The organism is Glaciimonas sp. OK215 (assembly GCF_057787885.1).
In genome coordinates, this window is record NZ_CM173544.1 from 120,180 (window position 1) to 145,467 (window position 25,288).

25 protein-coding genes, 1 tRNA gene and 1 pseudogene are annotated in these 25,288 nt (G+C 54.4%); 20 read left to right on the top strand and 7 right to left on the bottom strand.

The genetic code is table 11. The annotated features are described in order from the left end of the window. Window positions 1–669: a superinfection immunity protein gene (locus tag AC3CHX_RS00565; RefSeq protein ID WP_488631576.1), complete on the top strand. Its 669-nt coding sequence runs from the start codon at window positions 1–3 to the stop codon at window positions 667–669. A gap of 13 nt (window positions 670–682) precedes the next feature. Next, window positions 683–1,333, top strand: coding sequence for a hypothetical protein (locus tag AC3CHX_RS00570; protein WP_488631577.1), 651 nt, complete (start codon window positions 683–685; stop codon window positions 1,331–1,333). Between the two features lie 526 nt (window positions 1,334–1,859). On the opposite strand, the gene AC3CHX_RS00575 is transcribed toward AC3CHX_RS00570, so the two are convergent. Then, a tRNA-Phe gene (locus tag AC3CHX_RS00575) sits at window positions 1,860–1,935 on the bottom strand. 84 nt (window positions 1,936–2,019) lie between these two features. Here AC3CHX_RS00575 and AC3CHX_RS00580 point away from each other — a divergent pair. The 6 genes and pseudogenes from AC3CHX_RS00580 to AC3CHX_RS00605 all read left to right on the top strand — a co-directional run bounded on the left by AC3CHX_RS00580 (window position 2,020) and on the right by AC3CHX_RS00605 (window position 7,880). After that, complete coding sequence (locus AC3CHX_RS00580; protein WP_488631578.1) at window positions 2,020–3,309, top strand: FAD-dependent monooxygenase; 1,290 nt, start codon at window positions 2,020–2,022, stop codon at window positions 3,307–3,309. Window positions 3,310–3,320: 11 nt separating this feature from the next. Continuing rightward, window positions 3,321–4,061, top strand: a complete 741-nt coding sequence (locus AC3CHX_RS00585; RefSeq protein WP_488631579.1) for a DsbC family protein — start codon at window positions 3,321–3,323, stop codon at window positions 4,059–4,061. Between the two features lie 84 nt (window positions 4,062–4,145). Continuing rightward, a pseudogene (locus tag AC3CHX_RS00590) lies at window positions 4,146–4,627 on the top strand ((2Fe-2S)-binding protein). 60 nt (window positions 4,628–4,687) lie between these two features. Continuing rightward, window positions 4,688–5,284 (top strand): nucleotidyltransferase family protein, encoded by a 597-nt coding sequence (locus tag AC3CHX_RS00595; protein WP_488631580.1) that lies wholly within the window; start codon window positions 4,688–4,690, stop codon window positions 5,282–5,284. Window positions 5,285–5,449: 165 nt separating this feature from the next. Next, window positions 5,450–5,920 (top strand): DUF3429 domain-containing protein, encoded by a 471-nt coding sequence (locus AC3CHX_RS00600; RefSeq protein WP_488631581.1) that lies wholly within the window; start codon window positions 5,450–5,452, stop codon window positions 5,918–5,920. A 118-nt stretch (window positions 5,921–6,038) separates the two neighbouring features. Then, a complete protein-coding gene (locus AC3CHX_RS00605; RefSeq protein WP_488644680.1) occupies window positions 6,039–7,880 on the top strand; it encodes a M61 family metallopeptidase in 1,842 nt (613 codons plus the stop codon). 60 nt (window positions 7,881–7,940) lie between these two features. On the opposite strand, the gene AC3CHX_RS00610 is transcribed toward AC3CHX_RS00605, so the two are convergent. Further along, a complete protein-coding gene (locus AC3CHX_RS00610) occupies window positions 7,941–8,561 on the bottom strand; it encodes a UbiX family flavin prenyltransferase (RefSeq protein ID WP_488631582.1) in 621 nt (206 codons plus the stop codon). An 11-nt stretch (window positions 8,562–8,572) separates the two neighbouring features. After that, the gene (gene grxD / locus AC3CHX_RS00615) at window positions 8,573–8,884 is read right to left on the bottom strand and encodes a Grx4 family monothiol glutaredoxin (protein WP_488631583.1); all 312 of its coding nucleotides are present in this window, start codon (window positions 8,882–8,884) and stop codon (window positions 8,573–8,575) included. A 235-nt stretch (window positions 8,885–9,119) separates the two neighbouring features. On the opposite strand from grxD, the gene rplU reads away from it, so the two are divergent. The 4 genes from rplU (at window position 9,120) to proB (ending at window position 12,471) form a co-directional block, all read left to right on the top strand. Then, a complete protein-coding gene (rplU, locus tag AC3CHX_RS00620; protein ID WP_488631584.1) occupies window positions 9,120–9,431 on the top strand; it encodes a 50S ribosomal protein L21 in 312 nt (103 codons plus the stop codon). A gap of 53 nt (window positions 9,432–9,484) precedes the next feature. Next, the gene (gene rpmA, locus AC3CHX_RS00625; RefSeq protein WP_108441345.1) at window positions 9,485–9,742 is read left to right on the top strand and encodes a 50S ribosomal protein L27; all 258 of its coding nucleotides are present in this window, start codon (window positions 9,485–9,487) and stop codon (window positions 9,740–9,742) included. A gap of 356 nt (window positions 9,743–10,098) precedes the next feature. Then, window positions 10,099–11,208 carry a GTPase ObgE gene (gene obgE / locus AC3CHX_RS00630; RefSeq protein WP_488631585.1) on the top strand — a complete coding sequence of 370 codons (1,110 nt, stop codon included), beginning with the start codon at window positions 10,099–10,101 and terminating at the stop codon, window positions 11,206–11,208. Window positions 11,209–11,352: 144 nt separating this feature from the next. Continuing rightward, window positions 11,353–12,471: a glutamate 5-kinase gene (proB, locus tag AC3CHX_RS00635; RefSeq protein ID WP_488631586.1), complete on the top strand. Its 1,119-nt coding sequence runs from the start codon at window positions 11,353–11,355 to the stop codon at window positions 12,469–12,471. A 71-nt stretch (window positions 12,472–12,542) separates the two neighbouring features. Here the strand turns inward: proB and AC3CHX_RS00640 are convergent, their stop codons facing one another. Both AC3CHX_RS00640 and AC3CHX_RS00645 read right to left on the bottom strand, forming a co-directional pair. Then, window positions 12,543–13,106: a CNP1-like family protein gene (locus AC3CHX_RS00640; protein WP_488631587.1), complete on the bottom strand. Its 564-nt coding sequence runs from the start codon at window positions 13,104–13,106 to the stop codon at window positions 12,543–12,545. A gap of 8 nt (window positions 13,107–13,114) precedes the next feature. After that, complete coding sequence (locus AC3CHX_RS00645) at window positions 13,115–13,690, bottom strand: RNA pyrophosphohydrolase (RefSeq protein ID WP_488631588.1); 576 nt, start codon at window positions 13,688–13,690, stop codon at window positions 13,115–13,117. Between the two features lie 201 nt (window positions 13,691–13,891). Here AC3CHX_RS00645 and AC3CHX_RS00650 point away from each other — a divergent pair, with 201 nt between their 5' ends. Then, window positions 13,892–15,631: a proline--tRNA ligase gene (locus tag AC3CHX_RS00650; protein ID WP_488631589.1), complete on the top strand. Its 1,740-nt coding sequence runs from the start codon at window positions 13,892–13,894 to the stop codon at window positions 15,629–15,631. 180 nt (window positions 15,632–15,811) lie between these two features. Further along, window positions 15,812–16,420, top strand: a complete 609-nt coding sequence (locus AC3CHX_RS00655) for a lytic transglycosylase domain-containing protein (RefSeq protein ID WP_488644681.1) — start codon at window positions 15,812–15,814, stop codon at window positions 16,418–16,420. A gap of 135 nt (window positions 16,421–16,555) precedes the next feature. Here AC3CHX_RS00655 and AC3CHX_RS00660 read toward each other — a convergent pair whose 3' ends face one another. Then, window positions 16,556–16,918 carry an SWIB/MDM2 domain-containing protein gene (locus AC3CHX_RS00660; RefSeq protein WP_488631590.1) on the bottom strand — a complete coding sequence of 121 codons (363 nt, stop codon included), beginning with the start codon at window positions 16,916–16,918 and terminating at the stop codon, window positions 16,556–16,558. Window positions 16,919–17,283: 365 nt separating this feature from the next. Then, entirely contained in the window at window positions 17,284–18,651 is a 1,368-nt protein-coding gene (ffh, locus tag AC3CHX_RS00665) for a signal recognition particle protein (RefSeq protein WP_488631591.1), read from the bottom strand. 378 nt (window positions 18,652–19,029) lie between these two features. On the opposite strand from ffh, the gene AC3CHX_RS00670 reads away from it, so the two are divergent. The 6 genes from AC3CHX_RS00670 to ampD all read left to right on the top strand — a co-directional run bounded on the left by AC3CHX_RS00670 (window position 19,030) and on the right by ampD (window position 24,966). After that, window positions 19,030–19,791, top strand: coding sequence for an NYN domain-containing protein (locus AC3CHX_RS00670; protein WP_488631592.1), 762 nt, complete (start codon window positions 19,030–19,032; stop codon window positions 19,789–19,791). Window positions 19,792–19,864: 73 nt separating this feature from the next. Next, the gene (locus AC3CHX_RS00675; RefSeq protein WP_488644682.1) at window positions 19,865–20,674 is read left to right on the top strand and encodes a cytochrome C assembly family protein; all 810 of its coding nucleotides are present in this window, start codon (window positions 19,865–19,867) and stop codon (window positions 20,672–20,674) included. Beyond that, window positions 20,671–20,952: a PP0621 family protein gene (locus AC3CHX_RS00680; RefSeq protein WP_488631593.1), complete on the top strand. Its 282-nt coding sequence runs from the start codon at window positions 20,671–20,673 to the stop codon at window positions 20,950–20,952. Before AC3CHX_RS00675 ends, AC3CHX_RS00680 begins: the two co-directional genes overlap by 4 nt. Before the next feature lie 73 nt (window positions 20,953–21,025). Next, on the top strand, window positions 21,026–22,744 hold the full coding sequence (locus AC3CHX_RS00685) for a two-component system sensor histidine kinase NtrB (protein ID WP_488631594.1): 1,719 nt from the start codon (window positions 21,026–21,028) through the stop codon (window positions 22,742–22,744). Window positions 22,745–22,773: 29 nt separating this feature from the next. Continuing rightward, the gene (locus AC3CHX_RS00690; protein ID WP_488631595.1) at window positions 22,774–24,276 is read left to right on the top strand and encodes a sigma-54-dependent transcriptional regulator; all 1,503 of its coding nucleotides are present in this window, start codon (window positions 22,774–22,776) and stop codon (window positions 24,274–24,276) included. A 30-nt stretch (window positions 24,277–24,306) separates the two neighbouring features. Further along, window positions 24,307–24,966 carry a 1,6-anhydro-N-acetylmuramyl-L-alanine amidase AmpD gene (gene ampD, locus AC3CHX_RS00695; protein ID WP_488644683.1) on the top strand — a complete coding sequence of 220 codons (660 nt, stop codon included), beginning with the start codon at window positions 24,307–24,309 and terminating at the stop codon, window positions 24,964–24,966. Window positions 24,967–25,288: the final 322 nt, after the last annotated feature.

Below are 25,288 nucleotides of genomic sequence, written 5' to 3' on the forward strand. Positions count from 1 at the left end.
ATGTCATTCATATTCATTCTAATACTTGGATTCGTAGTTCTTATCACAGGAATTATAGGTAATGGGAACAACAACTTGGCCGCCTTTTGCGCGGTTGTGTTCTTTATAAGCGCAGTAGCACTCTATTTTGCGCCAACCATGGTTGCCATCAAGCGTAATCACTCGAATCAAACATCCATCATAGTGTTGAATATACTGCTTGGCTGGACAGTGCTTGGTTGGGTTGGTGCATTGGTATGGGCGTATTCTTCTGGCCCGAATTCGAGCACAAAAGATTTCGACCCGGCGACTAGTAAAAGGGAAGAGTCCGCATATAACCCATGGAATCCAGCTGAAAACCGACAAGCACAAACGCAACAATCACCGACCGCAACAAAACTTTGCCCGTTCTGTGCAGAGGAAATTAAGTTCGCTGCTATTAAATGCAAACATTGTGGTAGTGAAATAACGCCAGATGAAACGGAAATACTTCGTCTGGACCAGGCAGAAAAATTACACGGAGATGCTCGGCCAATTCACGTGTTTCCACCAAGTGAGGTGGTCCAAATGGCTGAGTACGGCATAACTATTGAGGGTGACCGTTATGCCTACGGCGAATTTAGGTATTCTAACTTGGCCGATGCAGTTAGCTATGCCAAGTTAGAGCGTAAGCAGAATTCCGCAATATGAACGGGAAAGCGATATGAATACTCTGAAGGCGATTGTAAGATTAATCGTTACCAGTATGCTGATATTGTTGAGCAACATGGCAAGTGCTGCTGATATGACTTTGGATCAACTCCAAGCGCAGCTACAAGGAAGCGAAGCTCAAGATGCACTCAACAAGCTGATCGGAAAAACAGTTTACAAAGTAGGGTTCACCGAGCTGCTCAATCCAACATTGAGTATTGACGATTTTGAGAATGACCTCAAGCGCAGGATTGCAAAAGACCGCACGACAAAAAATTTCACCCCGTTGAAAATTGTCGACGGCAAAGTGCTTGACGACCAAAACACTGTGGTGGTCAAAGTTCAACTGCCAGGCGGTGACACTCGATTGCTGTATGGTAATCTGTCCAGCTATGCAATCTTGTCCAATACGCCCCCGCTTGAACGCATGAGCATCAACGCGATAGCCAGAATCCCGTCGGCATTCTCAAAACGCGAGCTTGCCGCGATACGTGATGGCAACGTGTACCGCGGGATGTCCAGGACAGCACTGGTTTGGTCGTGGGGCTTCCCGACAAAGACCAATAACTACGGTAGCGGTGGTGAGCAACTTATTTACGGTGACAGCACTTACGTGTATGTGCGGGGCACCGTAGTGACCGACTGGCAAGCATTTGACCAATAACTCGAGGCTCATCTAGACGGCGTGTCCCGCAGGCCGTCTACGTCAAACAAATCCCTTCCAGCTCACCGGGTAAGGATGTCGGCCGCGCCACGCAATCTCCTCAGCGCCTCGCGATCGTCCGCTTTAGTGCGTGTCAATCGGTCGCTATGGGCGGAGACCTTCAGACTTAGAACCGATCGGGCGATTGTTGTCGGGGCGGATCGAGATGTGCTTGCTACAAAAAGCCAAAGAAGAACAGGTAACGATACCTGAGAAGCGGTAGTGCCGCCGCACTTCCCGACGACCAATAGTTTCTACCGGCACAGGTGGCACACTGACACTGCGAACACGCTTGATCAGTGTCGGTGTGTCAGTTGTGTCAGTGCGGTGCATCGACGATCGAGCACGCGACCGGGGCGAAAGTGGTGGAAGGCAGGGAGAAGTTTGAATTTACCGCAAGACCGGAAATAGACCCGACACGAGGACTGTAAATCCCCGGAAACAAAAACGCCAACCCGAAGGTTGGCGTTCTGTAAGATACATATCTTGGTGGCCCGGGGCGGAATCGAACCACCGACACAAGGATTTTCAATCCTCTGCTCTACCGACTGAGCTACCAGGCCAAGGAGCGGAATTATAGCAAGACATTTTGAATTCGCAAACCCCTAATGTAATTTTTTTGAATTGGTAGTCGTTATAATGCTGTCATGAACGATTTCAGACTACCTTCCAAGAGCGTCGGCGCCGGTTTGGCGGCGCAGAGCACGAATAATATTTCTTCGCGAAATATTTCCCGCAGCGATATTTGTATCGTTGGTAATGGCGCGGTCGGGAAAGCCGCGGCATTGGGACTGGCGCAGGCCGGTCTCGGTGTCACTTTGTTGGGGGCGCCGTTGCGAGGTGCGGATAGCAGACCGGGTGATGCTGCCGGGTGGGATACCCGCGTCTACGCGCTGAATCACGTTGCGCGCAATCTGCTGTCCGGACTCAAGGTCTGGGATGCGCTGGATGATACGCGGGTCGCTGCGGTGGAAAGCATGCTGGTCAGGGGTGGCGCAGAAGCCGGCGCGGGTAGTATCGGCTTTGACGCGTTTAGTGCCAGGACCGATGCGCTGGCGTGGATAGTTGAAGACCGCAATTTGAATCAGGCGCTGGATGCTGCGCTGAAATTTGCCCGGAACGTTCGTGTGGTGCATGGCCGCGCCCAGCAGATGATGGTCGATGCCGACGGCGCCACGCTGCTACTGGAAGACGGCTCGACGCTCAAATCCGCATTGCTGGTCGGTGCCGACGGTGCGCAATCCTGGGTCCGTAATCAGTGCGAAATCGGGATCGATTACCGTTCTTATCATCAGCGCGCGATAGTCGCCAATTTTGAAGTCGAACGCCCGCATCATGGCGTTGCGCATCAATGGTTTACTGTCAGCGAAGGGATCGTCGCATTGTTGCCATTGCCGGGGCAGCGTGTGTCGCTGGTGTGGTCGGCGCCGGACACGCTGGCGCCGACTTTGCTGCGCGAGTCGTTGTCGCAGCTGGCTGTGCGTTTGTCTGCGTTGGCGGGTGAGCAGTTAGGCCAGTTGCGGCCATTGCAACCGGAGGTAGTGCAGAACTTCCCACTATCCTTGATCCGCAGTCATGCGCTGGTGGCGCCGCGTGTAGCATTGATGGGCGATGCGGCGCATGTGGTTCACCCGCTGGCTGGGCACGGGATGAACCTGGGCTTTGGCGATGTTGCCGCATTAATTAAAGTGCTGAGCGAACGTGGTCAACATCGGGATTGCGGCGATGCGGGCGTGCTGGCGCGCTATGCGCGCGCGCGCAAGGAAGAAATTTTGTTGATGCAAGTTGCGACCGACGGCCTGCAGCGTTTATTCGGTCTCGACATTGCGCCGTTGCGGTTGGTGCGTGACGCCGGATTGAACTTGCTGGATAAACTGCCGGTCTTAAAGCGGCGGCTGATGGCCCATGCGTTGGGCCGCACATTTGAAAAAAACTAACGGGAGTTGTGATGCAAGTTCAGATATTGAAATTCATGAAGCCATCGCTGCTGGCAGCGATACTGGGATTGTTGATGACGGCGGCTATCGCCGAAACGTCGCAGGAAGCGGCGGTTAAAAAAATGATAGAGCCGCGCCTGGGGGATGGCGTCAAAGTCGATGAGGTTACCAAGACGCCGTATCTGGGCATGTTTGAAGTCCGGGTTGGCAAGGATATTTTTTACACCGATGTCAGCGGCAAATACATGTTCGTGGGACGCATTCTCGACGCGCAAAGCGCCAGGGATTTCACCAAGGAGCGTATAGACGAACTCAGCAAGGTAAAGTTTTCCGATTTACCGCTTGATCTGGCAATGAAGTCGGTCAGGGGCAACGGCAAGCGCGTCATTGCAGTATTTGAAGATCCGAACTGCGGTTACTGCAAAAAATTCCGCAAGACCTTGCAGGACGTCGACAATGTCACTGTGTACACCTTCATGTACAACATTCTGGCGGCCGATTCATCGGTGAAGTCGAAAAACGTCTGGTGTAGCGCCGACCGCGATAAAGCTTGGGACGAGTGGATGCTGAATGGCAAGTTGCCTGCGACGGCTGCAGCCAGTTGTGTGACGACGCCGAACGACAAGGTATTGGCCCTTGGCCAGAAACTTAACGTGACAGGTACGCCGACCATCATCTTTACCGATGGCTCACGGGTTCCCGGCTGGGTCGACGCGAAGACGCTCGAAGCGAAGTTTTCCTCAGTTAAATAAGCTAAATAATTTGCTTCTTTATCGGTACTGCCTCGATATGGCAGCAAATTAGCAACAAATTATCAAGGAATGGTGGGGGGCGGCATGCTCACGGTCAATCTCAATGGCAAGGATGTCGTGCTGGAAGTCGATCCTGCAACGCCGATTTTATGGGTGTTGCGGGATCATTTGCAATTGACCGGGACCAAATTCGGTTGCGGTGCTGCCTTGTGCGGTGCGTGTGCTGTGCATCTGAACGGCCAGCCGATACGCTCCTGTGTGACGCCGTTGTCCGCCGCTGCCGGACTGCCAATCACTACCATTGAGGCTATCGCATCAGACGCAATAGGCAACTTGGTACAGGATTCCTGGGTGCGGCACGATGTGCCGCAATGCGGTTGTTGCCAGAGCGGCCAGGTCATGAGCGCAACTGCGCTGCTCAAGGGCAACCGTGCGCCATCCAGCGCTGATATCGATAAGGCGATGAGCGGAAATATTTGCTGACGCGGGGGGCGTACCAACGGATCCGCATCGTGATTAAAGACGCAGCGAAATCCGCTGCCACCGCTGTCACGACGTCGGCTTGAAGACCGCGCAATTTAACGTGTGCTGTATCCGCACGAATATGTCCCAATGGGTAAGTTCGAATGAATTCCACATGCACAGACCAAATAGTAGGCATTTTGCTGGCTGCCGGACGCGGACGTCGGTTTGATCCGACCGGTAAGCAGAGCAAATTGCTGCAGTCCTTGCCGCACGGCGATACCGTCCTGGCGAGTGCTGCAAAAAAGCTGTCCGCTGTGTTGCCGGTCTACGTGGTCTGTCGATCCGATAAGCCGGCACTGACCGCGCAATTGGCTAAACAAGTAAACGGCTGCACGCTGCTTGAATGTGATGACGCCGATAACGGCATGGCGGCTACGCTGGTATATGGCCTGCAACAAACAGCGGCAGCAGAAGGTTGGGTGATTGCGTTAGGCGATATGCCTTACGTCCAGGTCAGCACCATCATGGCGTTGAAGGCGGCATTGGAGCAGGGCGCTGACATCGCGGTACCGACCTGTCATGGCCGTCGCGGCAATCCGGTCGCTTTCAGTCGGCACCATTTGTCGCGTTTATTGCGGCTGCGCGGCGATCAGGGCGCACGCAGTCTGCTGCAAAATTTTCCAGTGGTGGAGGTCGCAGTGGAGGACGTCGGCGTATTCCAGGACATCGATACCGTCGCCGATATACCACAGTCGTAAGACGTTAACCGCCGATTGATCCATCGCGCGCATGGCAGGCGACCAAGCCGGCAATAGTTTGCGACTATCCCGTTAGACTATCGTTTTTTTCGTGCCATCGCGCTTCACTGAACTTGCGGCGAAGTAGCTGTGTGTTGTGCTTCACTAACTTGATTATCCTCTGCGATGAATCCACACTTTCTGAATAAACGTCTTATCCTTATCCTCGGCTATGCGGGATTGATCCCCTTTATCCTGTTGACGCTGGGTTGCTGGGTTGCCAGTCCTGACTGGCTAGGGGAGTTTATTCGTGGCCAGATGGCGTACGGTGTTGCTGCGCTATCATTTCTTGGCGGGATTCATTGGGGTGCGATGGTGCTGCGTGCAGATCTTTCTGCTGAACGGACTAAAAAGGCGTTGATCTGGGGCATCATGCCGACCACCATTGCCTGGTTTTCGACTTTGTTCTTTGCTTACGGCTATACCTTGTTGATTCTTGGTTTTATTGCCGCGTATCAGGTCGATAAGCGTTTGTTCGTCTGGTACGGCCTGCCCGCCTGGTTTACCGAATTACGCTACAAGCTGACTTGTGTGGCAGTCGGCGCGATGGTATTAGCGATGCTTGCCGCTGGTGTGAGAGGAAATCTCGGTGCGTAAATCTACCCAAAAATCTGCGGCAAAACCAACTGCGAAGCCGGCCGTCAAGCAAGTTTCCAAGGGTGGATCGAAGGCCGCTTCCAAACCGACCCGCTTGACCACGCCGCTGGCCAGACCGATCCCTCAGGCGGTCAGTGCGGTAAGCCATAGCGCTTTGCATTACAGCATTGTGGCGGCGGATCCTGCGGCCCATTTGTTTGCGGTGATGCTGGTGATCGCTGCACCAGCGGCGGTTGGGCAAATTGTGGCGCTGCCGGCATGGATTCCCGGCAGTTATATGATCCGCGAATTCGCGCGCCATATCGTTCAGATTCGCGGGGAATCGAATGGCCGCACGATCACGCTTAAAAAGCTCGATAAACATTCCTGGCAAGCGGCACCATGTGACGGGCCGCTGACATTGCACTATCAAGTGTATGCATGGGATTTGTCGGTGCGCGCGGCGCATCTGGATCAGACCCATGGGTTCTTTAACGGCAGCAGCGTATTTTTACGCGTTGTCGGCCAGGAAAACGCGTCGCACATCGTTGATATTCAACGCCCGCAAGGTGCCGGGTATGACGACTGGCGCATCGCCACTGCGCTGCCGACATTGAAGGCGCGGCGCGGTGCTTTTGGCAGCTACGTTGCGGCGAATTACGATGAGCTGATTGATCATCCGGTCGAAATGGGGGTATTCCAACTGGCCACTTTCAAGGCGCATGGCGTGCCGCACGAGATCGCAGTCACCGGCAATGTGCCGAATCTGGATCTGGTACGTCTGGGAGCCGATCTGAAAAAGATTTGCGAGACGCAGATTGCATTCTTTGAGCCGGCCGGCAGCAAATTCGCCAGACAGGCACCGATGCAGCGTTATGTATTTTTGACGCTGGCCGTTGGCGAGGGCTACGGCGGCCTTGAGCATCGCGCTTCGACGGCGCTGATGTGCGCGCGGGCCGATTTGCCGGTCAAGGGGCAGCCAGAATGCGGCGACGGCTATCGCACTTTCCTCGGTCTTTGCAGCCACGAGTATTTCCATACATGGAACGTCAAGCGCATCAAGCCAGCGACGTTTGCGCCGTACGATCTGCAAGTCGAGAATTACACGCCGCTACTGTGGTTGTTCGAGGGCTTCACCAGTTATTACGATGACCTGATCTTGTTCCGCAGCGGTTTGATCGATCAGACCGAATACCTGAAGCTGGTGACAAAAACCATGAATGGGGTCTTGCTTGGCAGCGGTCGACGCAAGCAAAGTGTCGCTGAATCGAGTTTTGACGCCTGGGTTAAATATTATCGCCAGGATGAGAATGCGCCGAATGCCATCGTCAGCTATTACACCAAAGGTTCGCTGGTGGCGCTGGCATTGGATTTGACGATACGCAGCGAGACCAAAAACAAGAAGTCGCTGGACGATGTGATGCGCGCGTTGTGGCAAAAATACGGTCGCGATTTTTATGCTGGCAACGAGATGGCTGGGCGGGGCGTTACCGAGGCGGCAGTCGAAGCCTTGTTTGATGCGGTGACCGGACTGAAATTAAAGCGCTTTTTTGATCGTTATGTGCGCGGCACCGATGATCTGCCATTGGCAAGATTGCTGGAGCCCGCCGGCGTCACGATTGCCGATAACCGCAAGGCAGTCAAGCCAGACCTGGGCGCGCGCACCAGTCGTGTGGGCACGGACTGTAAGCTAAGCAACGTGTACGAGGGCGGCGCAGCGCATCGCGCCGGGTTGTCCGCAGGTGACGTGTTGGTGGCGCTGGATGGTATTCGTGTGACGTCCAATCTGGATGTCGTTCTGGCGCGCTACCGCGTTGGCGATACGGTGACGGTTCACGCCTTTCGCCGCGATGAGCTGCTGATTTTCAGCGTCAAATTGCTGGCCGACACGACCCCGCAATTAGGTTTGAATGCCGAGTTGAAACCAGCTGCTGCCGTGGCTGCGCGCAGTGCCTGGCTGGATGGGCGTAGCGGTCGCTGAGATTGACTTGAAGTTGTTGAAGAAAGCGCAGTAGCCGGTCGCGCCGGTCATCCGGCAAGATCAGCTGTCTGCTGCCTTCAGCCCGTTCCAGCGTGGCATCAGGGTATGCGCTACCCCATACAGGTCAAGCACGCGGCCTATCGTGTGATCGATCATTTCGTTGATGCTTTGCGGGCGATGATAAAAGCCGGGAAGAGGCGGAAAAATAATCCCGCCCATTTCGGTAACGCTAGTCATGTTGCGCAGATGCGCCAGATTGAATGGCGTCTCGCGCACCATCAACACCAGTCGGCGACGCTCTTTGAGGACGACATCCGCCGCGCGTGCGATCAGATTGTCTGACAGGCCATTCGCCACCGAAGCCAGCGTTTTCATCGAGCATGGCGCAACTATCATGCCGTCCGACTGAAACGAGCCGCTGGCAATCGAGGCCCCGACATCGCGCACGTTGTGCGTCACATCGGCTAGCGCCTCGACCTCCTTGCGGCGCATGTCGAGCTCCTGATGCAGATTCAGTACGCCGGCATCCGAGATGATCAGATGCGATTCGATCTCGGGCATTTCGCGCAAAAATTGCAACAACCTCACTCCGTAGGCAACGCCGGTGGCGCCGGTGATGGCGACGATTAGCCGGCGTGACGGTGGTGAGAGGGGCGAAGCGTGCTGAGACGCGGCTGGCACCACGTGTGGTCTCAGGCGGCCAGCAGGGTTTTCAGTTCGCCGGACTCGTGCATCTCATTCATGATGTCGGAGCCGCCGATAAATTCACCTTTGACGTAGAGCTGCGGGATTGTCGGCCAGTTGGAGTAGTCCTTGATGCCTTGGCGCACAGTCGGGTCTTCCAGCACATTGATGGTGACGATATTTTCCGCGCCGTTGGCTTTCAGCAACTGGATGGCGCGACCGGAAAAACCGCATTGCGGAAATTGTGCCGTGCCCTTCATGAACAAAACCACCGGGTTTTGCGTCACGGTTTCCTTGATCCACTCTTGTACTTCGCTCATGGCAATACCTTAAAAAGTTCAGAATGCAGACATTATATGAAAAAGCGGGTGCTGCCGCTGACCTGACTGCGATAGCAGGCAAATAGTGTGTGCTTAATGCAATTGTCAAGAGTTTTTGACGGTGATGCCAAGTCTATGTATAATCTCAGGTTCGCCCGACTCCGGATGTCTTTTTGTGCCGTGTCGGGGGTAATAAATTGTTATTAGTTCTTCAATCATTTCGATGAGGTTTCATATGTACGCGGTCATAAAAACCGGTGGCAAACAATATAAAGTTGTTGCCGGCGAAAAACTTAAAATAGAACAGATACCTGCAGACATTGGCACCGAACTCACTATTGATCAAGTGCTTGCAGTTGGCGCTGGCGATACCCTGAAATTCGGGGCGCCATTGGTCGAAGGTGCTACGGTGTCGGTTAAGGTATTGGCGCAAGGTCGCCACGATAAGGTCAAGATCTTCAAAATGCGTCGTCGTAAGCATTATCAGAAGCATCAAGGCCATCGTCAAAATTACACCGAAATTCAAATCGTTTCGATCAACGCATAATTTAGTAGCAATAAGCTGCGTCGATTGACTTAACTAGATACCAGGAGTTTTAAATGGCACATAAAAAAGGCGGCGGCACTACGCGCAACGGCCGTGACTCAGAGTCAAAACGACTCGGCGTCAAGGTCTACGGTGGCCAGGCGATCAACGCTGGCGGCATCATTATTCGTCAACGCGGCACTAAGACGCATCCAGGCGAAAATGTCGGCATGGGCAAGGATCACACCCTGTTCGCACTGATTCAAGGCAAAGTACAATTCGTGATCAAAGGCGCCGAAAAGCGTCAATATGTCACTGTTGTAGCAGCGTAAGAAGCGACTTCCGCTTGACGTAAGTTTGGCGCGAAGCGCAAGCTTTGCCGCGAAAGGCTCTGCCGCAGGTAGGGCCTTTTTAGTTTTTTGAGCGTGAAAATTGTCGGCCGCTTGAGTAAAATCATAGAAACCCCCGTAACAGCCCTGCCATGCACGTAGGCATCGGCATGACGGTGATACCTGGGTTGATGTATCGGTTTTTTGCAAAAGTCGGTTTGGCAGCACCGGCGCAGTTGGGAATTGCCCTGTGAGTTGCGTATGTTTTGCGCAGACTTCAACAATTCGCCTAAGCCGGTAGCGTACCCAAGAAGTATGTAAGTCAGAATTGAAACCTCCAATCTCATTAGGACCTTCGAATGAAGTTTATAGATGAAGCAAAAATCGAAGTCATTGCCGGTGACGGTGGCAATGGGGTTGCGAGTTTTTTGCGTGAAAAATTCCGCCCCTTTGGCGGACCTGACGGTGGCGATGGCGGCAAAGGCGGCAGCATCTGGGCGGTTGCCGACCGTAACGTCAATACGCTGGTCGATTACCGCTTCTCCAAAATGCATCGCGCCGGTCGCGGCGAAAATGGCCGCGGCTCGGATTGTTATGGCAAGGGCGCAGACGATATCAAACTGCGCATGCCGGTCGGCACGCTGATTGTCGATATCGACACCGGTGAGAGCATTGCCGATTTGACTGAACATGGCCAGGAAGTGATGTTGGCGAAAGGCGGCGAAGGCGGCTGGGGTAACATTCACTTTAAAACCTCGACCAATCGTGCGCCACGTCAAAAGAGCGACGGTAAGGAAGGCGAACGTCGTGCACTGCGGCTTGAGCTCAAAGTACTGGCCGATGTTGGTCTGCTGGGCCAGCCAAATGCCGGTAAGTCGACCTTTATTACGGCGGTGTCCAACGCTCGTCCAAAAATCGCGGATTATCCGTTCACGACCTTGCATCCGAATCTGGGGGTCGTCCGCGTCAGTCATGAAAAAAGTTTCGTGATTGCAGATATTCCCGGATTAATTGAAGGTGCAGCGGATGGTGCCGGACTCGGGATTCAATTCCTGAAGCATTTGCAGCGCACCGGACTGCTGCTGCATATCGTTGATCTGGCGCCGTTCGAATCGACTGTCGATCCGGTCAAGGAAGCCAAGGCGATCGTCAAGGAACTGGAAAAGTACGATCAGTCGCTGTTTGACAAGCCGCGCTGGCTGGTGCTGAACAAGCTGGATGTGGTGCCGGAAGACGAGCGCAAGAAGCGCGTCAAGGACTTCGTCAAGCGTTTCGGCTGGAAAGGTCCGGTCTTCGAAATTTCGGCGCTGAATCATTCCGGCTGTCCGGAACTGGTCAACGATATCTACGCTTATCTGGCGGAAAAGCGTCAGCAAGAGTATCGCGCTGAAGAGACGCAAATGACTGAAGAAGCCCAGGGTATTCTGTCGATTGATCCGGACGATCCTCGCTTTAAAATTCTTGACTAAAGATGGTCGCCATAGATTATCGTTGAGAGCAGGCTAACAGGCCGCAAACCATCAACCGATATGGCGAGAGCTTAAATGCTCTGGCTATGTCGGTTTTTTATTATCAGCGCCGGCTATGCAGCGTCGGCAGTTGCAGATGAAAATATGAATTCCGTCATTCAAAAAGCTAAACGTCTCATCATCAAGGTCGGTTCTTCGCTGGTTACAAATGACGGCAAGGGACTGGATAGCGTAGCGATTGCCAATTGGGCGGCTCAGATTTCAGAGTTGCGGGCGATGGGCAAGGAAGTGGTGTTGGTCAGTTCCGGCGCCGTCGCCGAAGGCATGCAACGCCTCGGTTTCGACAAACGCCCGACCAGCATTGATGAATTGCAGGCCTGTGCCGCAGTCGGGCAGATGGGCTTGGCGCAAATTTACGAAACCAGCTTTCGTCTGCACGATGTACATACCGCGCAAGTGTTGTTGACGCATGCCGATCTGGCCGATCGCGAGCGCTATCTGAATGCGCGCTCCACACTGTTTACCTTGCTGCGTTTTGGCGTGGTACCTATCATCAATGAAAATGACACTGTTGTCACCGATGAAATCAAGTTCGGCGACAACGATACGCTGGGCGCACTGGTTGCCAATTTGATCGAGGCCGACGCCTTGATTATTCTGACCGATCAAAAAGGCTTGTTTACGGCCGATCCGCGCAAGGATCCTAATGCCGAATTCGTACATCAGGCCCAGGCAGGCGATCCGGCGCTGGAAGTGATGGCGGGCGACGCCGGTACCGGCATCGGTCGCGGTGGCATGTTCACCAAGATTCTGGCCGCCAAGCGTGCCGCTACTTCCGGCGCGCATACGGTGATTGCCTGGGGCCGCGAGGACGATGTACTGACGCGCCTTGCCGCTGGCGAGGCGATTGGTACCCAGTTGAACGCCCAGACCGGGCAACTCACGGCACGCAAGCAATGGATGGCCGATCACCTGAAAACCGCCGGCAAAGTACTGCTGGATGCCGGTGCGGTGCAAAAATTGACGAATGAGGGCAAGTCGTTATTGCCGATTGGGGTGACGGCTGTGTTGGGTGAATTTGGCCGTGGCGATGTGATTACCTGTGTGAATAGCGAGGGTCGTGCGATTGCACGCGGCATCAGCAATTACACCAGCGCTGAAGCGCGTCGCATCATGCGTCATCCATCGTCGGAAATTGCCTCGATATTGGGTTTTGTCGAGAAGTCAGAATTGATTCATCGCGATAATATGGTTTTGCTGTAGCAGCATCACGCAAAAAAAACCGATACATGTTACGTATCGGTTTTTTTGCGTGGAAACCAACTTGGCCGGTCTCAACCACCGGGTTTCAGCGGTCGATTACTCCGGATGCGGTCTTGCATTTCCGTGACCTTGCCAGCGATTGTCCCGCCCTGGCACAGGAAATCCTTGAACAGGGCTGCATGTTGGCGATTCGCTACCAAATCGGTGATCCGCTGCCAATTGCTCAGGCGCGCGCGCGACCAGCTGCCGTCCTTATGGCCGAACGCATACAATTTCTTTTCGGCGGTTTGGCAACGGATGCCTTCGTAGCTGATATTCTCGGCGCCGCCATCGCTCTTGCTGACCAGCGTGTAGCGCACCACGCCATCGGTGCCGGCGGATAGTGAATTCAGATCAATCGCGAATTTCATGGTCGCCGTAGGGCCGGCATCGAACGACACCAGGTTCTCAGCTTTAGGCTGTGGCGGCAGTTGTACCGAGAGTTCCTGCCAGGTCTTCACTTCGTCGTCAAAATCCTCGTCAAAGCCCGGACCCGGGCCGGAGGCGGCATGGACATGGGCGGTAGCGGAGAACAGTAGCGCAATGACGGCAACCCGCTTGCTTGGCTTGGGGAGTGAAATAGTGTCAAAAAACATGGAAAAACTTACTCCTTATCGATACCCGGTTCGCCCGGAATGCATGTGTCTAACGTATGTGCTTCATGCGCGCCGCGCACATGGCGGGCATGGCGTGCCGGACTTTGCAGTGGGCGGGTCAAAAAACGTGATAATTCCTGCAATGCGCGTTGATAGACGTCGCGCTTGAATTCGATCACGACATCCAGCGGGACCCAGTAATCGTGCCAGCGCCAGGCATCGAATTCGGGGTGCTCGGTCAGACGCAAGTTGACATCGCAATCGCGCCCTACCATGCGCAGCAAAAACCAGATTTGCTTTTGGCCGCGATAATGCCCGCGGATATCGCGCTTAATGAAATGATCAGGCACCTCATAGCGCAGCCAGTCGCGGGTGCGACCGATAATCTTGACGTGCTCCGCCTTGAGGCCGATTTCCTCCTCAAGTTCGCGGAACATGGCTTGCTCCGGGGTTTCGCCGTATTTAATGCCACCTTGTGGAAATTGCCACGAATGTTCGCGCACACGCTTGCCCCACCAGACTTCATTCTGGGTGTTAAGCAAGATAATGCCGACGTTAGGGCGGAAGCCTTCACGGTCCAGCATACTATTACCTCAAAACTTTCTGCGACTAGGCGGTCCTCATGCCAACTTGATTACGTGCAAAATCTGCGCGCAACCGGTTCCAAGCAGTAGTAAAACCGGCCCGAACATCAATCAATTGTGCAAAGAGTGGGCGCATCAGCCAGCTAATCCTTTAAAATTGAGTCGATTATAACCCTCTCTTTTTAAAAAGAATTCACCGTTATGCGCGCCTCCCGTTTTTTTGTCTCGACTCTTAAAGAAGCACCATCCGACGCCGAAATCGTCAGCCACAAACTAATGATGCGCGCCGGCATGATTAAACGCCTCGGTTCGGGCATTTACACCTACATGCCAATGGGCTTGCGGGTTATTCGCAAAGTCGAAAGCATCGTGCGCGAAGAAATGAATCGTTCCGGTGCAGTTGAGTTGTTAATGCCAGTTGTACAACCTGCCGAGCTTTGGCAGGAAACCGGCCGCTGGCAAAAATACGGCGATGAACTGATGCGCGTCAAAGACCGCCACGGTCGCGATTTTATCATTCAGCCAACTTCGGAAGAGGTGATTACCGACATCGCCCGTACCGAATTACGGTCTTATCGCAAGCTTCCAGTCAATTTTTATCACATCCAGACCAAGTTCCGCGATGAGCGTCGTCCGCGTTTTGGCTTGATGCGCGGCCGTGAATTCACGATGAAGGATGCCTACTCGTTCGACCGCGATCTGGACGGCTTGAAACAGTCGTATCAAATCATGTACGACACCTATATTCGGATTTTCAATCGCTTTGGCCTGCAATTCCGTCCAGTCGCGGCCGATAACGGTGCGATTGGCGGTACCGGTTCGCACGAATTTCATGTGATCGCCGCTACCGGTGAAGACGCAATCGTCTACTGTCCAACCTCGGATTACGCGGCGAATATGGAAGCTGCCGAAGCGCTGCCGGTGGATGCAAGCCGTGCCGCACCGACCCAGGCGCTGACGAAAACTGCAACGCCAGGCAAAGCCAAATGCGAAGCCGTAGCGGAATTGCTGAACATTCCACTGAGCGAAACGATCAAGTCGATTGTGCTGACAGTTGAAAAAGCGGCGAGCGAGAAGGAGGCCGCTTCCAAGCAAGTCTGGTTGCTGATGCTGCGCGGCGATCATGTGCTCAATGAAATCAAGGCCGCCAAGATCCCGGGTCTGGCCGGCTATCGTTTCGCCACTGAAGAAGAAATCGTTGAATGGTTCGGTACGCCACCGGGTTATCTGGGACCGGTCAATACCAAAAAGCCAATCAACGTCGTCGCTGATCGTACCGTCGCCAACATGCATGACTTCGTCTGCGGCGCTAACGAAGTGGACTTCCACTTCACCGGTGTGAATTGGGGCCGCGACCTGCCGGAGCCTATGGTGGTCGATATCCGCAACGTGGTCGAAGGCGATCAATCGCCGGATGGCAAAGGCGCGCTGGCGATTCTGCGCGGGATTGAAGTTGGCCACGTGTTTCAGCTCGGTACCGCGTATTCGGAGGCGATGAACGCCACGTTCCTGGATGAAAACGGTAAGCCGCAACCATTGCAAATGGGTTGTTACGGTATTGGCATCACGCGTATTCTGGGTGCGGCCATTGAGCAGAACTTCGATGACAAGGGCATTATCTGGCCAATTTCGATCGCGCCGTTTGAAGTCGTGCTCTGTCCTATGGGCTATGATCGCAGCGCAGCGGTCAAGACCGAAACCGATAAACTTTACGACGAGTTGCTAGCGGCCGGCGTCGACGTGATTCTGGATGATCGCGGCGAGCGTCCGGGCGCAATGTTTGCCGATTGGGAGTTGATCGGCGTGCCGCATCGGGTGGTGGTGGGCGATCGTGGCTTGAAAGACGGTCAACTCGAATATCAGGGGCGTCGCGACACTGAAGCGACCACCGTGCCGCTGGCTGACATGGTGGGTTTTGTCAAAGCACGTCTGGCCGCCTGATCTGGTAGCAAGCTGATTTTGCGGCTTTTCCTCCACGCGACTCACAAGGGTGGAGGAAGGCATGGAAATGCGTGTGAGATTGCACTTGTTCTTTTAGTTTCCTAGGAAACTAAGAATTAAGATATGGAATTTTCCTGGGAGCTTCACTTGCGTTTGATAGGTCGCATTTTTCCGTGGTTGATGTCGGTGCTGCTGCTGGCCAGCGCACTGGCGCATGCCGGGAATCAAAAAGAAGAAGCGATGGCCGATTCGGTACGGTTGGCACTGTCGCGTGCGATTAATGATGCGCGACCGCCGAAACCGCAATTCGTCGATATCGATCAGCGCATTCAGTATTTGTACTGGTTGGGTGAAATGTCGGAGCGGCTCAAAAAGAAATTGCCCGACGCCCAGATCCGCATCGAATTCCTGGAAACCACCTGGTATGAGGCCAAGCGCGCGGGTCTTGACCCGGCGATGGTATTGGGCCTGATCCAGGTCGAATCGGCATTTCGCAAATACGCGATGTCCAGCGTCAGCGCGCAGGGTTACATGCAGGTGATGCCGTTCTGGACGCGTGTCATCGGTGATGCCGATCGCAGCAAACTATTCAATATGCAAACCAACCTGCGTTACGGTTGCTCGATTTTGCGCATGTACCTGGATATGGAAAAGGGTAACCTGTACCTGGCGCTAGGCCGTTATAACGGCAGCCGCGGCCGTCCGGAGTATCCGAATGCAGTGCTGGCCGCATGGAAGCGCTGGGAGTTCAAGGAAGTGCCGACCAGAGCCACTGTGGCGATACAGTAAGGCTTCGAAAGTGACGCTTGACGCGCTATCGGGCATACGCATTCATTGGTCAAATCATGTGATTCAAAAACAAAAAAGCCCGCGCAATGCGGGCGTTTTTGTTTGGCGCTCGAGGTAATCTGGAGCAGCTATACCTTAAGCATTGGTCAAGTGGTCGGAAATGAGCTTGGTCATTTCAAACATGGACACTTGCTTTTTGCCGCCAAAGACAGCTTTCAGCTTTTCATCTGCATCGATGTTGCGCTTGTTTTCCGGGTTTTGCAGATTGTGCTTCTTGATGTATTCCCAAACTTTCTTGGTAACTTCAGTACGTGGCAACGGTGCTGCACCGACGACAGCCGCCAGAACAGCCGATGGCGTCATTGGCTTCATGAATGCTGCGTTAGGCTTGCGTGCTGGTTTTTCTGCTGCAGCCGCTTTTGCTGGAGCAGCTTTTTTCACTGCAGGTTTAGCTGCAGGTTTTTTTTCTGCAACTGCTGGTTTTTTTGCTGTGGCCATCTTTGAGCCTCCTTGACGAAGAGTGTGTGGAAAATGCGTCAATCACGCATCGCTCATAGTGGTGCGGTTTTCCCAGTGATGCAAGTGTTTTTTATGGGTTTCGCAGGGATTTTATGGGGGATTCTCCAGCGCACCCAAATAATCACGTTTTCATAGCTAAGTGGGGAACTAAATGCACTTCTGTGAGGTGATGAAGATATTAAGAAAGCGACGCTGGTTGCAGCATGTTTGATCTTTGCCGCGAGTCGCTTAATGCGCTAAAGAGGAAAATTGGGCTGGCGGTGGAAAGCCTTATTAATCAAGGATTTATGGGTTTTCCACCAGTGTGAAACGCCATGCCAAATCGCACCGGATTCGGCATGGGCTTACTTCAAGCCGGGCATCATGCCTTTCATGCTACGCATCATTTTCATCATGCCGCCGCCCTTGAGTTTTTTCATCATCGATTGCATCTGATCAAATTGCGACAACATCCGGTTGACTTCCTGCACCTGTACGCCGGCGCCGGTAGCGATCCGGCGTTTGCGTGAGGCTTTGATCAGTTCCGGTTTGGCGCGTTCCTGCGCGGTCATGGAATTGATCATGCCTTCCATGCGGCGCACCGATTTTTCGGCCTGGTCCATGTTGGCGCCGCCAGCGGCTTGCTGGAATTGTGCCGGCAGCTTGTCCATCAGGCTGGACATGCCGCCCATTTTCTTCATTTGACCAAGTTGCGCCTTGAAGTCGTTGAGGTCGAACTTGCCGCCGCCCTTGATTTTCTGCGCCAGATCCTGCGCAGCTGCGACGTCGACACCTTTTTTGGCTTCTTCAACCAGCGCCAGAATGTCGCCCATGCCGAGAATACGGTTTGCCATCCGCTGTGGATCAAACGCTTCCAGACCGTCCAGCTTTTCAGCGACACCGGCAAATTTGATCGGTTTGCCGGTGATATGCCGCACCGAGAGGGCTGCACCGCCACGGGCATCACCATCCAGTTTGGTCAGCACGATACCGGTCAGCGGCAGCGCGTCATTGAACGCCTTGGCCGTGTTGATGGCATCTTGACCGAGCATGGCATCGACCACGAACAGGGTTTCAATCGGTTTGACGGCAGCGTGGACGGCGGTGATTTCCTGCATCATCGCTTCGTCGATACCGAGGCGACCGGCGGTATCGATAATCAGCACGTCGTGATAATGACGTTTGGCGAAATCGAGTGCGGCCAGTGCGATATCGACCGGTTTGTCGGTCAACAGGCTAGGGAAGAAGTCGGCGCCGACTTGTTCGGTTACCGTTTTCAACTGGCCAATCGCCGCTGGACGATAGACGTCGGTGGAGACGGTCAGGACCTTTTTCTTTTTCTGCTCACGCAGGTATTTAGCCAGTTTGCCGACGGTGGTGGTTTTACCCGCACCTTGCAAGCCAGCCATCAGGATGATCGCCGGCGGTTGCGTGGCAAAGTTCAACTGCGAGGCTTCCGGTCCCAGATCGGCACCCATCAGGGAAGCCAGCTCGCGTTGTACGACGCCAACCAGCGCCTGGCCGGGTGTCAGCGAAGCGATGACTTCTTCGCCCAGGGCTTTTTGCTTAACGTTGGCGATAAATTCGCGCACGGCCGGCAGCGCGACGTCAGCTTCCAGCAATGCCAAACGTACTTCTCGCAACATTTCGGCGGTATTGGTTTCAGTCAGGCGCGCTTCGCCGCGCATGGTTTTGACGACTTTGGCGAGGCGTTGGGTAAGATTGTCTAACATAATAGGTGACAGCGTTTTCAGAAGAGGGGCAAGAGGGCAATGCGCAGTAGTTTCCGCTGCAGTTCTGGCTGTAACTTTCTACACAGTAGATGACCGACGCGGCGCACTGAAAATAATCTTCCATTTTACCCGATACCGCGGCAAATCCCGGTTGACGGCGCCGCTAATGGGCAGAATCGAAAATTTTCCTGCGGGGGAATACGGTCGGCGCGCAGCGATAGTCGATTGCGTGGCTGGCAGGCGTGCAGCGGGTTGATTGCTTGACGGTATCGCGCCTGTTATCAAGTGTGGGCCGGATCTTGTCGAAAATGTCGGATCGACGTGTGGTGAAAGCTTTCCTTGGGGTATGATTCCTCCACCCTCAATTCAGGAATTGTCATGTCAGGAAACTCCACGTCCGAAGCCCCGCGTCTGGCGGTGTTGATCGATGCCGACAATGCCAGCGCGGCAATTGTCGATGGCTTGCTGGCCGAAGTTGCCAAGTACGGCGTCGCCAGCGTCAAGCGTATTTATGGCGACTGGACCGACAACCGGCTTGGGAGCTGGAAGGAGTGTCTGCTGCGTAACTCGATCCAGCCGATTCAGCAGTTCGGCTATACCAAAGGTAAAAACGCGACGGATAGCGCGATGATCATCGACGCCATGGATTTGTTGTATACCCGCCGTTTCGATGGTTTTTGCATCGTCTCCAGCGATAGCGACTTTACCCGGCTGGCGTCACGGATTCGAGAGGAGGGGCTGACCGTGTATGGTTTTGGCGAGCGCAAGACGCCGCAGCCTTTCGTCACTGCCTGCGATAAATTTATCTATACCGAACTCTTGACTGCGCTGGACGTTGAAGACGTGGCGGAGGCCCCCGGCAAGTTGTCTCAGGCGGCCAACGAGCTGAAACAGGATGCGCGTCTGGTGCGCTTGTTGCGCAGTGGTGTCGAGGCGGTGTCCGACGAGGACGGCTGGGCGCAACTGGGTTCGGTTGGCAATCACATCGCCAAGCAGGCGCCTGACTTTGATGCACGCGAATACGGGTATACCAAACTAAGCGGCCTGGTCAGCGCGACGGAACTGTTTGATGTCACGCAACGGACCTTGGCGAACAACAAGTCCGCGATGTATATCCGTGACAAGCGTAAAAATAAGTAAAAAGTGCGAAAAATTCTCTCCTACCGTTGACTGTCGGACCGCCAGCTTTGGTCACATGCTGTAAACTTACATGATGCAAACTTATCTATTTATTCTGGCGGCACTGTTGTATCTTGGCTGCGCGCTGCTGCCATCCAAACGGCGAAAGACTATCTCGGCCATCGTTGCTGCAGGATGGCTGGTGCACGGCGGTGCGTTGTGGGCCGATGTCGTCGGACCAGAGCAAGTGCGGGTTGGCTTTTCGATGATGCTGTCGGCCACGTTGTGGGTTTCGGTAGCGGCTTACTGGCTGGAAAACCGCAACTACACGCTCGATGGCTTGCGCGTCCTGGTGCTGCCGACCGCGGCGGTGGCGGTTATCTTGCCGGCGCTATTCCCCGGGAACATGGTGCCGTTGAACGGCAAGTCGCCGGTCTTTCTATGGCATATCGTGATTTCCATTCTGGCCTACAGCACGCTGACGATAGCCGCGTTCCATGCGGTGCTGATGGTTTTACAGGAGTCGCGTTTGCATACACGGCCCGGAGGCGTTAAAACGAGCTGGTTCGGCACCGCGCTGGATCGCTTGCCAGCGTTGTTGACGATGGAAAAATTGTTGTTCCGGTTGATTGCCTTCGGTTTCGTGTTGTTGACGCTAACCGTGCTGTCGGGCGTCGTATTCTCGGAGGAGTTGTTTGGCAGGGCCTTCAAGTGGGATCACAAGACCATTTTCACTCTGTTGTCGTGGGCATTGTTTGGCTTGTTGCTGGCGGGACGCAAATGGCAGGGCTGGCGCGGTCGCACTGCGCTCAGTTTTACGTTGATCGGATTTGCTATTTTGCTACTGGCGTATGTCGGTAGCCGTTTTGTGCTTGAAGTAGTACTGCATCGGGTGCTGGTATGAAATATGTTATTTGGTTAGTTATCGCGCTGGCGGTCATCGTCTGGTTCCAGCGCCTGAAGAAGAACATCATTCACAAAAATCGTTCTGCAACAGACGGCTCGGACGCCGGCGCTGCGGGTAATGCACGTCCGTCGGCCGTGTCAGGTGAGTCGCCACAGGTGGAAGAGATGGTGGCATGCGCCCATTGCGGGCTGCATTTTCCTGCCTCCGAAGCGGTGACCGATCACGCCGGCACGGTGTTTTGCGGCGAGGAACATCGGCGTTTGCACGCGCAGTGATGTTACTTCCGGATAAAGCTCTGAACTTACGCGCATGAGCACATCCGCGCCGCCAATCCCCATCGCTAAACCCATGCCTGCCATTCTTGCGGATAGCGCTAGGCCGGCAAGTTTTTGGCGCACCCTGCAGACGTTTAACGCCACCCGGATTGTGGTGGCGCTAGTGTTGCTGGCCTACATCAACGCCAACGGAAAAAAAGGTAGCTGGTTTTCCCATTTCTTTCACTATCCGGAAACCTGCACTGTTTATCTGATGTGCGCGATTGCCTTCACCTTGCTGGCGGCGTATTACCGTCGCCATGACAAGTTGCAGATCATGGTGCAAATTGTGGTTGATATCGGGGCGATCTCGATTCTCTACGTGGGTGCCGGCGGCGCCAAGAGCGGATTGGGTATTCTCTATTTGTTTCCGCTGGCAGGGGGGGCAATCCTGGCGCCGCTGGCGCTGGCATTGTTTTTCGTTTCCCTCGCGACCCTGATTCTGCTGGGAGAGAGCGGTTATCAAATCTTGCAAGGAAAGTCGGATGCGACGACCGTGCAAGCGGGCCTGTCCGGCGCCGCCTTCTTTTTTGCGGTTTTTGTGATCAATCGGCTGGCCAACAGATTGATACGCCAGGAGGAGTTGGCAAATCAGCGCGGCAAGGATTTGCGGGTGCAACTGGCCATCAACCATATGGCTGTTGCAGATATGGGGGATGGTTTGCTGGTGATCGGTCCGGATGGTGCGATTTTGATGGCGAATCCGGCGGCAGAGCGAATGCTGGCCTTGTCGATTCCCGATGAAGCGCCGCGTTATAAACTGGCCGACTTTCCGGCCCTGACACCGATTGCCGAGGCTTTTTTTGCATGGACTGCGATGGTTAGCCTGCGGCCCGGTGCTGAGGCACAGCCCATATCTGATACGGCTTCGAGCGATTCCCCATTCTTTGTCACCATCAAACATACGGATGACCGTGGGCCCGATGGCGTCGTACTGGACTGGAGTGGGCGCAAACTGGCGGAGCATTTCAAGTTGCGCTTTGCTGCAGTCAAAACCCAGGACCTGAGCGAGTATCGTGCCGTCATTTTTTTGCAAGATGTGAGTGAAATCGAAAATCAGGCGCAACAGCTGAAGCTGGCTGCCATGGGGAGGTTGACCGCCAGCATCGCCCACGAGGTGCGCAATCCGTTGTCGTCGATATCGTATGCCGCGACGCTGTTGACCGAGGAAGCGGCTAGTCCGACCCAGGTACGGTTACTCAACATCATTGACGACAATGTGGCGCGCCTGAACCGGATGATCGAAGATATTCTGTCGCTGTCGCGCAAGGCGCAACGACAAACGGCGCCTATCTTGTTAGGCCCGCTGGTAGTCGACATTGTTGAAGAATTTCAGCAAACGCACGTGATTGAGGCGGGCGTGATGCACCTGATGATCTCTACCACCGATCAATACCGGGTCTGGTTTGATCCGCTGCACTTGCGTGAGGTGCTGGTCAATCTATTGTCGAATGCGGTGCGCTACGCGAGTGGTCGCGCTGACTGCATGCGCTTGCAGGTCATGACGAACGCGGCGGGGCGACTGGAATTGCATGTGCAGGATGATGGCGAACCCATCACGCCGGTGGTTCGTTCGCATTTGTTCGAGCCGTTTTATACGACCTCTAACAAAGGGACCGGCCTGGGACTATTTTTGGCGCGCGAGTTGTGTTTGAATAACGGTGCCATGCTGGATTATGAATATCGCCATGAAGCCCAGGAGCAGCCGACCGGGCGTTTTGTGATCGCGTTTGCGGCCCGTGGACCACTTTAAATTTTATCTGACCGGAAAAGACCGTTGCCATGACTTCACCCCGTATTCTGGTCGTCGATGACGAGGCCCACCTGCGCGAATTGCTGGAAATCGCGCTGGTTAAAATGGGATTGGACGTCGATAGTGCTGATTCACTGGCAGCGGCGCGGCGTTTTCTGGCGCAGCGTGATTACGCCGTGGTGCTGACCGACATGCGTTTGCCAGACGGTCTCGGCATCGAATTGGTGCATGAAGTTGTCGCTAACTGCAAAATGACACCGATTGCCGTGATTACCGCTTTTGGTAGTGCCGATAACGCAGTGATGGCGTTGAAGGCGGGCGCTTTCGACTATTTGTCGAAGCCGGTCGCACTCGATCAGTTGCGACTAATGGTGCAATCCGCGCTACGCGTTAGTAAGCCGGAGCGCAGTTCCGCCTACCCAATTGGCATGTCACAGCGGAATGGTATCAGCAATGGCAAGCCTGGCTTGCCATCTTTGCGCCTATTGGGGGCGTCAGCGGCGATGCAGGATTTGCGTACGCAGATTGCAAGGCTGGCGCGCAGTATGGCGCCGGTTGCCATTAGCGGAGAATCCGGCAGCGGCAAAGAATTGGCCGCGCGTGATTTGCATGCGCTCAGCCCGCGCGCCGACAAGCCATTCATCGCGGTCAATTGCGGCGCGATCCCTGAGAATTTGATGGAGGCTGAATTTTTCGGCTATCGCAAAGGCGCATTTACCGGCGCGGTGGATGATCGCGACGGCTTTTTTCAGGCCGCCAACGGCGGTACCTTGTTGCTGGATGAGGTGGCCGATCTGCCGCTGGCAATGCAGGTCAAATTATTACGCGCGATTCAGGAACGTCGGGTGCGCAAAGTTGGTGCAACCACGGAAGAGGTGGTTGATGTACGCCTGGTGAGCGCTACCCACCAAAATTTGGCGGAATGCGTCGAGAAGGGTAAGTTTCGGCAGGATTTGTACTACCGTCTGAACGTGATTGAGTTACGCCTGCCGCCGTTGCGTGAGCGGGTGGATGATATTGGCTTGCTGGCAGATGCCATTTTGACGCGTCTGGCGATTCCGGACCCACAGCCGACACCGGTGTCATTGACCCCGGCGGCATTGCAGGCGCTACGCAGCTATACTTTTCCCGGCAACGTCCGTGAACTGGAAAATATTCTTGAACGGGCATTGGCATTTGCCAACGATGGCGTGATCGAGGTTTTCGATCTGGCATTGAAAGCATCTGGATTGTTGCCGACGGAAGCGGTCGTTGCACTGGATATGAGAGAGGCTGTTGGTCCGGAAGAATCAGCGGCTGCAGTGGCCTCGATCATGGCGATGGCGGAAAATTTCGTCATTGAACCGAACGTAACCAGCTCGGAGTTGCCGCAGTCGCTGCCGATGCATCTGGACGACGTCGAGCGCAATATTATTCGGCAGGCGTTGGCGCGTACGCAATTCAACCGGACCAAGGCGGCTGAACTGTTGGGGATAAGTTTTCGACAATTACGGTATCGGATGCAAAGATTATCGATTCATGAGCAGGAATGACGAGCACTGGCGATGACGGATAAAGTAACAATGACCACGCCGACGACCAATACACAGGCCATCATGCCGGTTTTTCAGATTGGTGCGGATGGCTGGTGCGCAGCCGTGGCTGGAACGGATGGCGCGGCTCAGGTGAGTCATCAGCGCTCTCCGAATTGCGATGCCCGGCCGGGCGGAAGTGCCATTGATCTGCTGGTGATCCATAACATCAGTTTGCCGCCAGGCCAGTTTGGCGGTCCATTTATTGCTGATTTATTTGGCAATCGCCTGGATTACGATGCCGATCCGTACTTTGAGCAGTTGCGCTCGTTACGGGTGTCGGCGCACTTCCTGATTCGTCGTGACGGCAACGTGATGCAGTTCGTTTCGACCAACGACAGGGCATGGCATGCCGGTGTATCTTCGTTTGGCGAGCGTCAGCGTTGCAACGATTTTTCGATCGGTATCGAGCTTGAAGGTACTGATTTCGAGCCCTTCACAGAACCCCAGTACCATACGCTTAGTGCCATGACGCATGCCTTGCAGCTACGCCATGGCCTGGTTGCCGTGCGCGGACATGAGCACATTGCACCCGGCAGAAAGACTGATCCGGGGCCGTTTTTTGATTGGCATCAATACCGGCAGGACTTAGCCGACTATCGGCCGCAAGTACTCACCAACCTGACATTGCGCTTCCCGGGTGATGACTAGAAAAGTCAATGGTATTTTGTTTTTTCTTGGTAAAAAAGATTCTGTGAGTCAGGCCGGTTTAGGCATTGCATCTGCACTGGTCAGGTACTACAATTAGTAAAAACACGGAGACAAAAGACTATATATAGTGTTTTGTGGTGTTAAGTGCAATTCCTCAATTTAGCTGTTTCAGGTGCTTTGTCTGCATAACTAAGAAGGTTTTGGTGTACATGTTGGATGGGCCTGAAGCAGCCCCCTCGTTTGATATTGGTCAAGTTTGACGCAAGCGTCAAGTTGGATCCCGCGTTTGCGTGTGGCCTGTAATTGGCATGTGGTTTGCAGG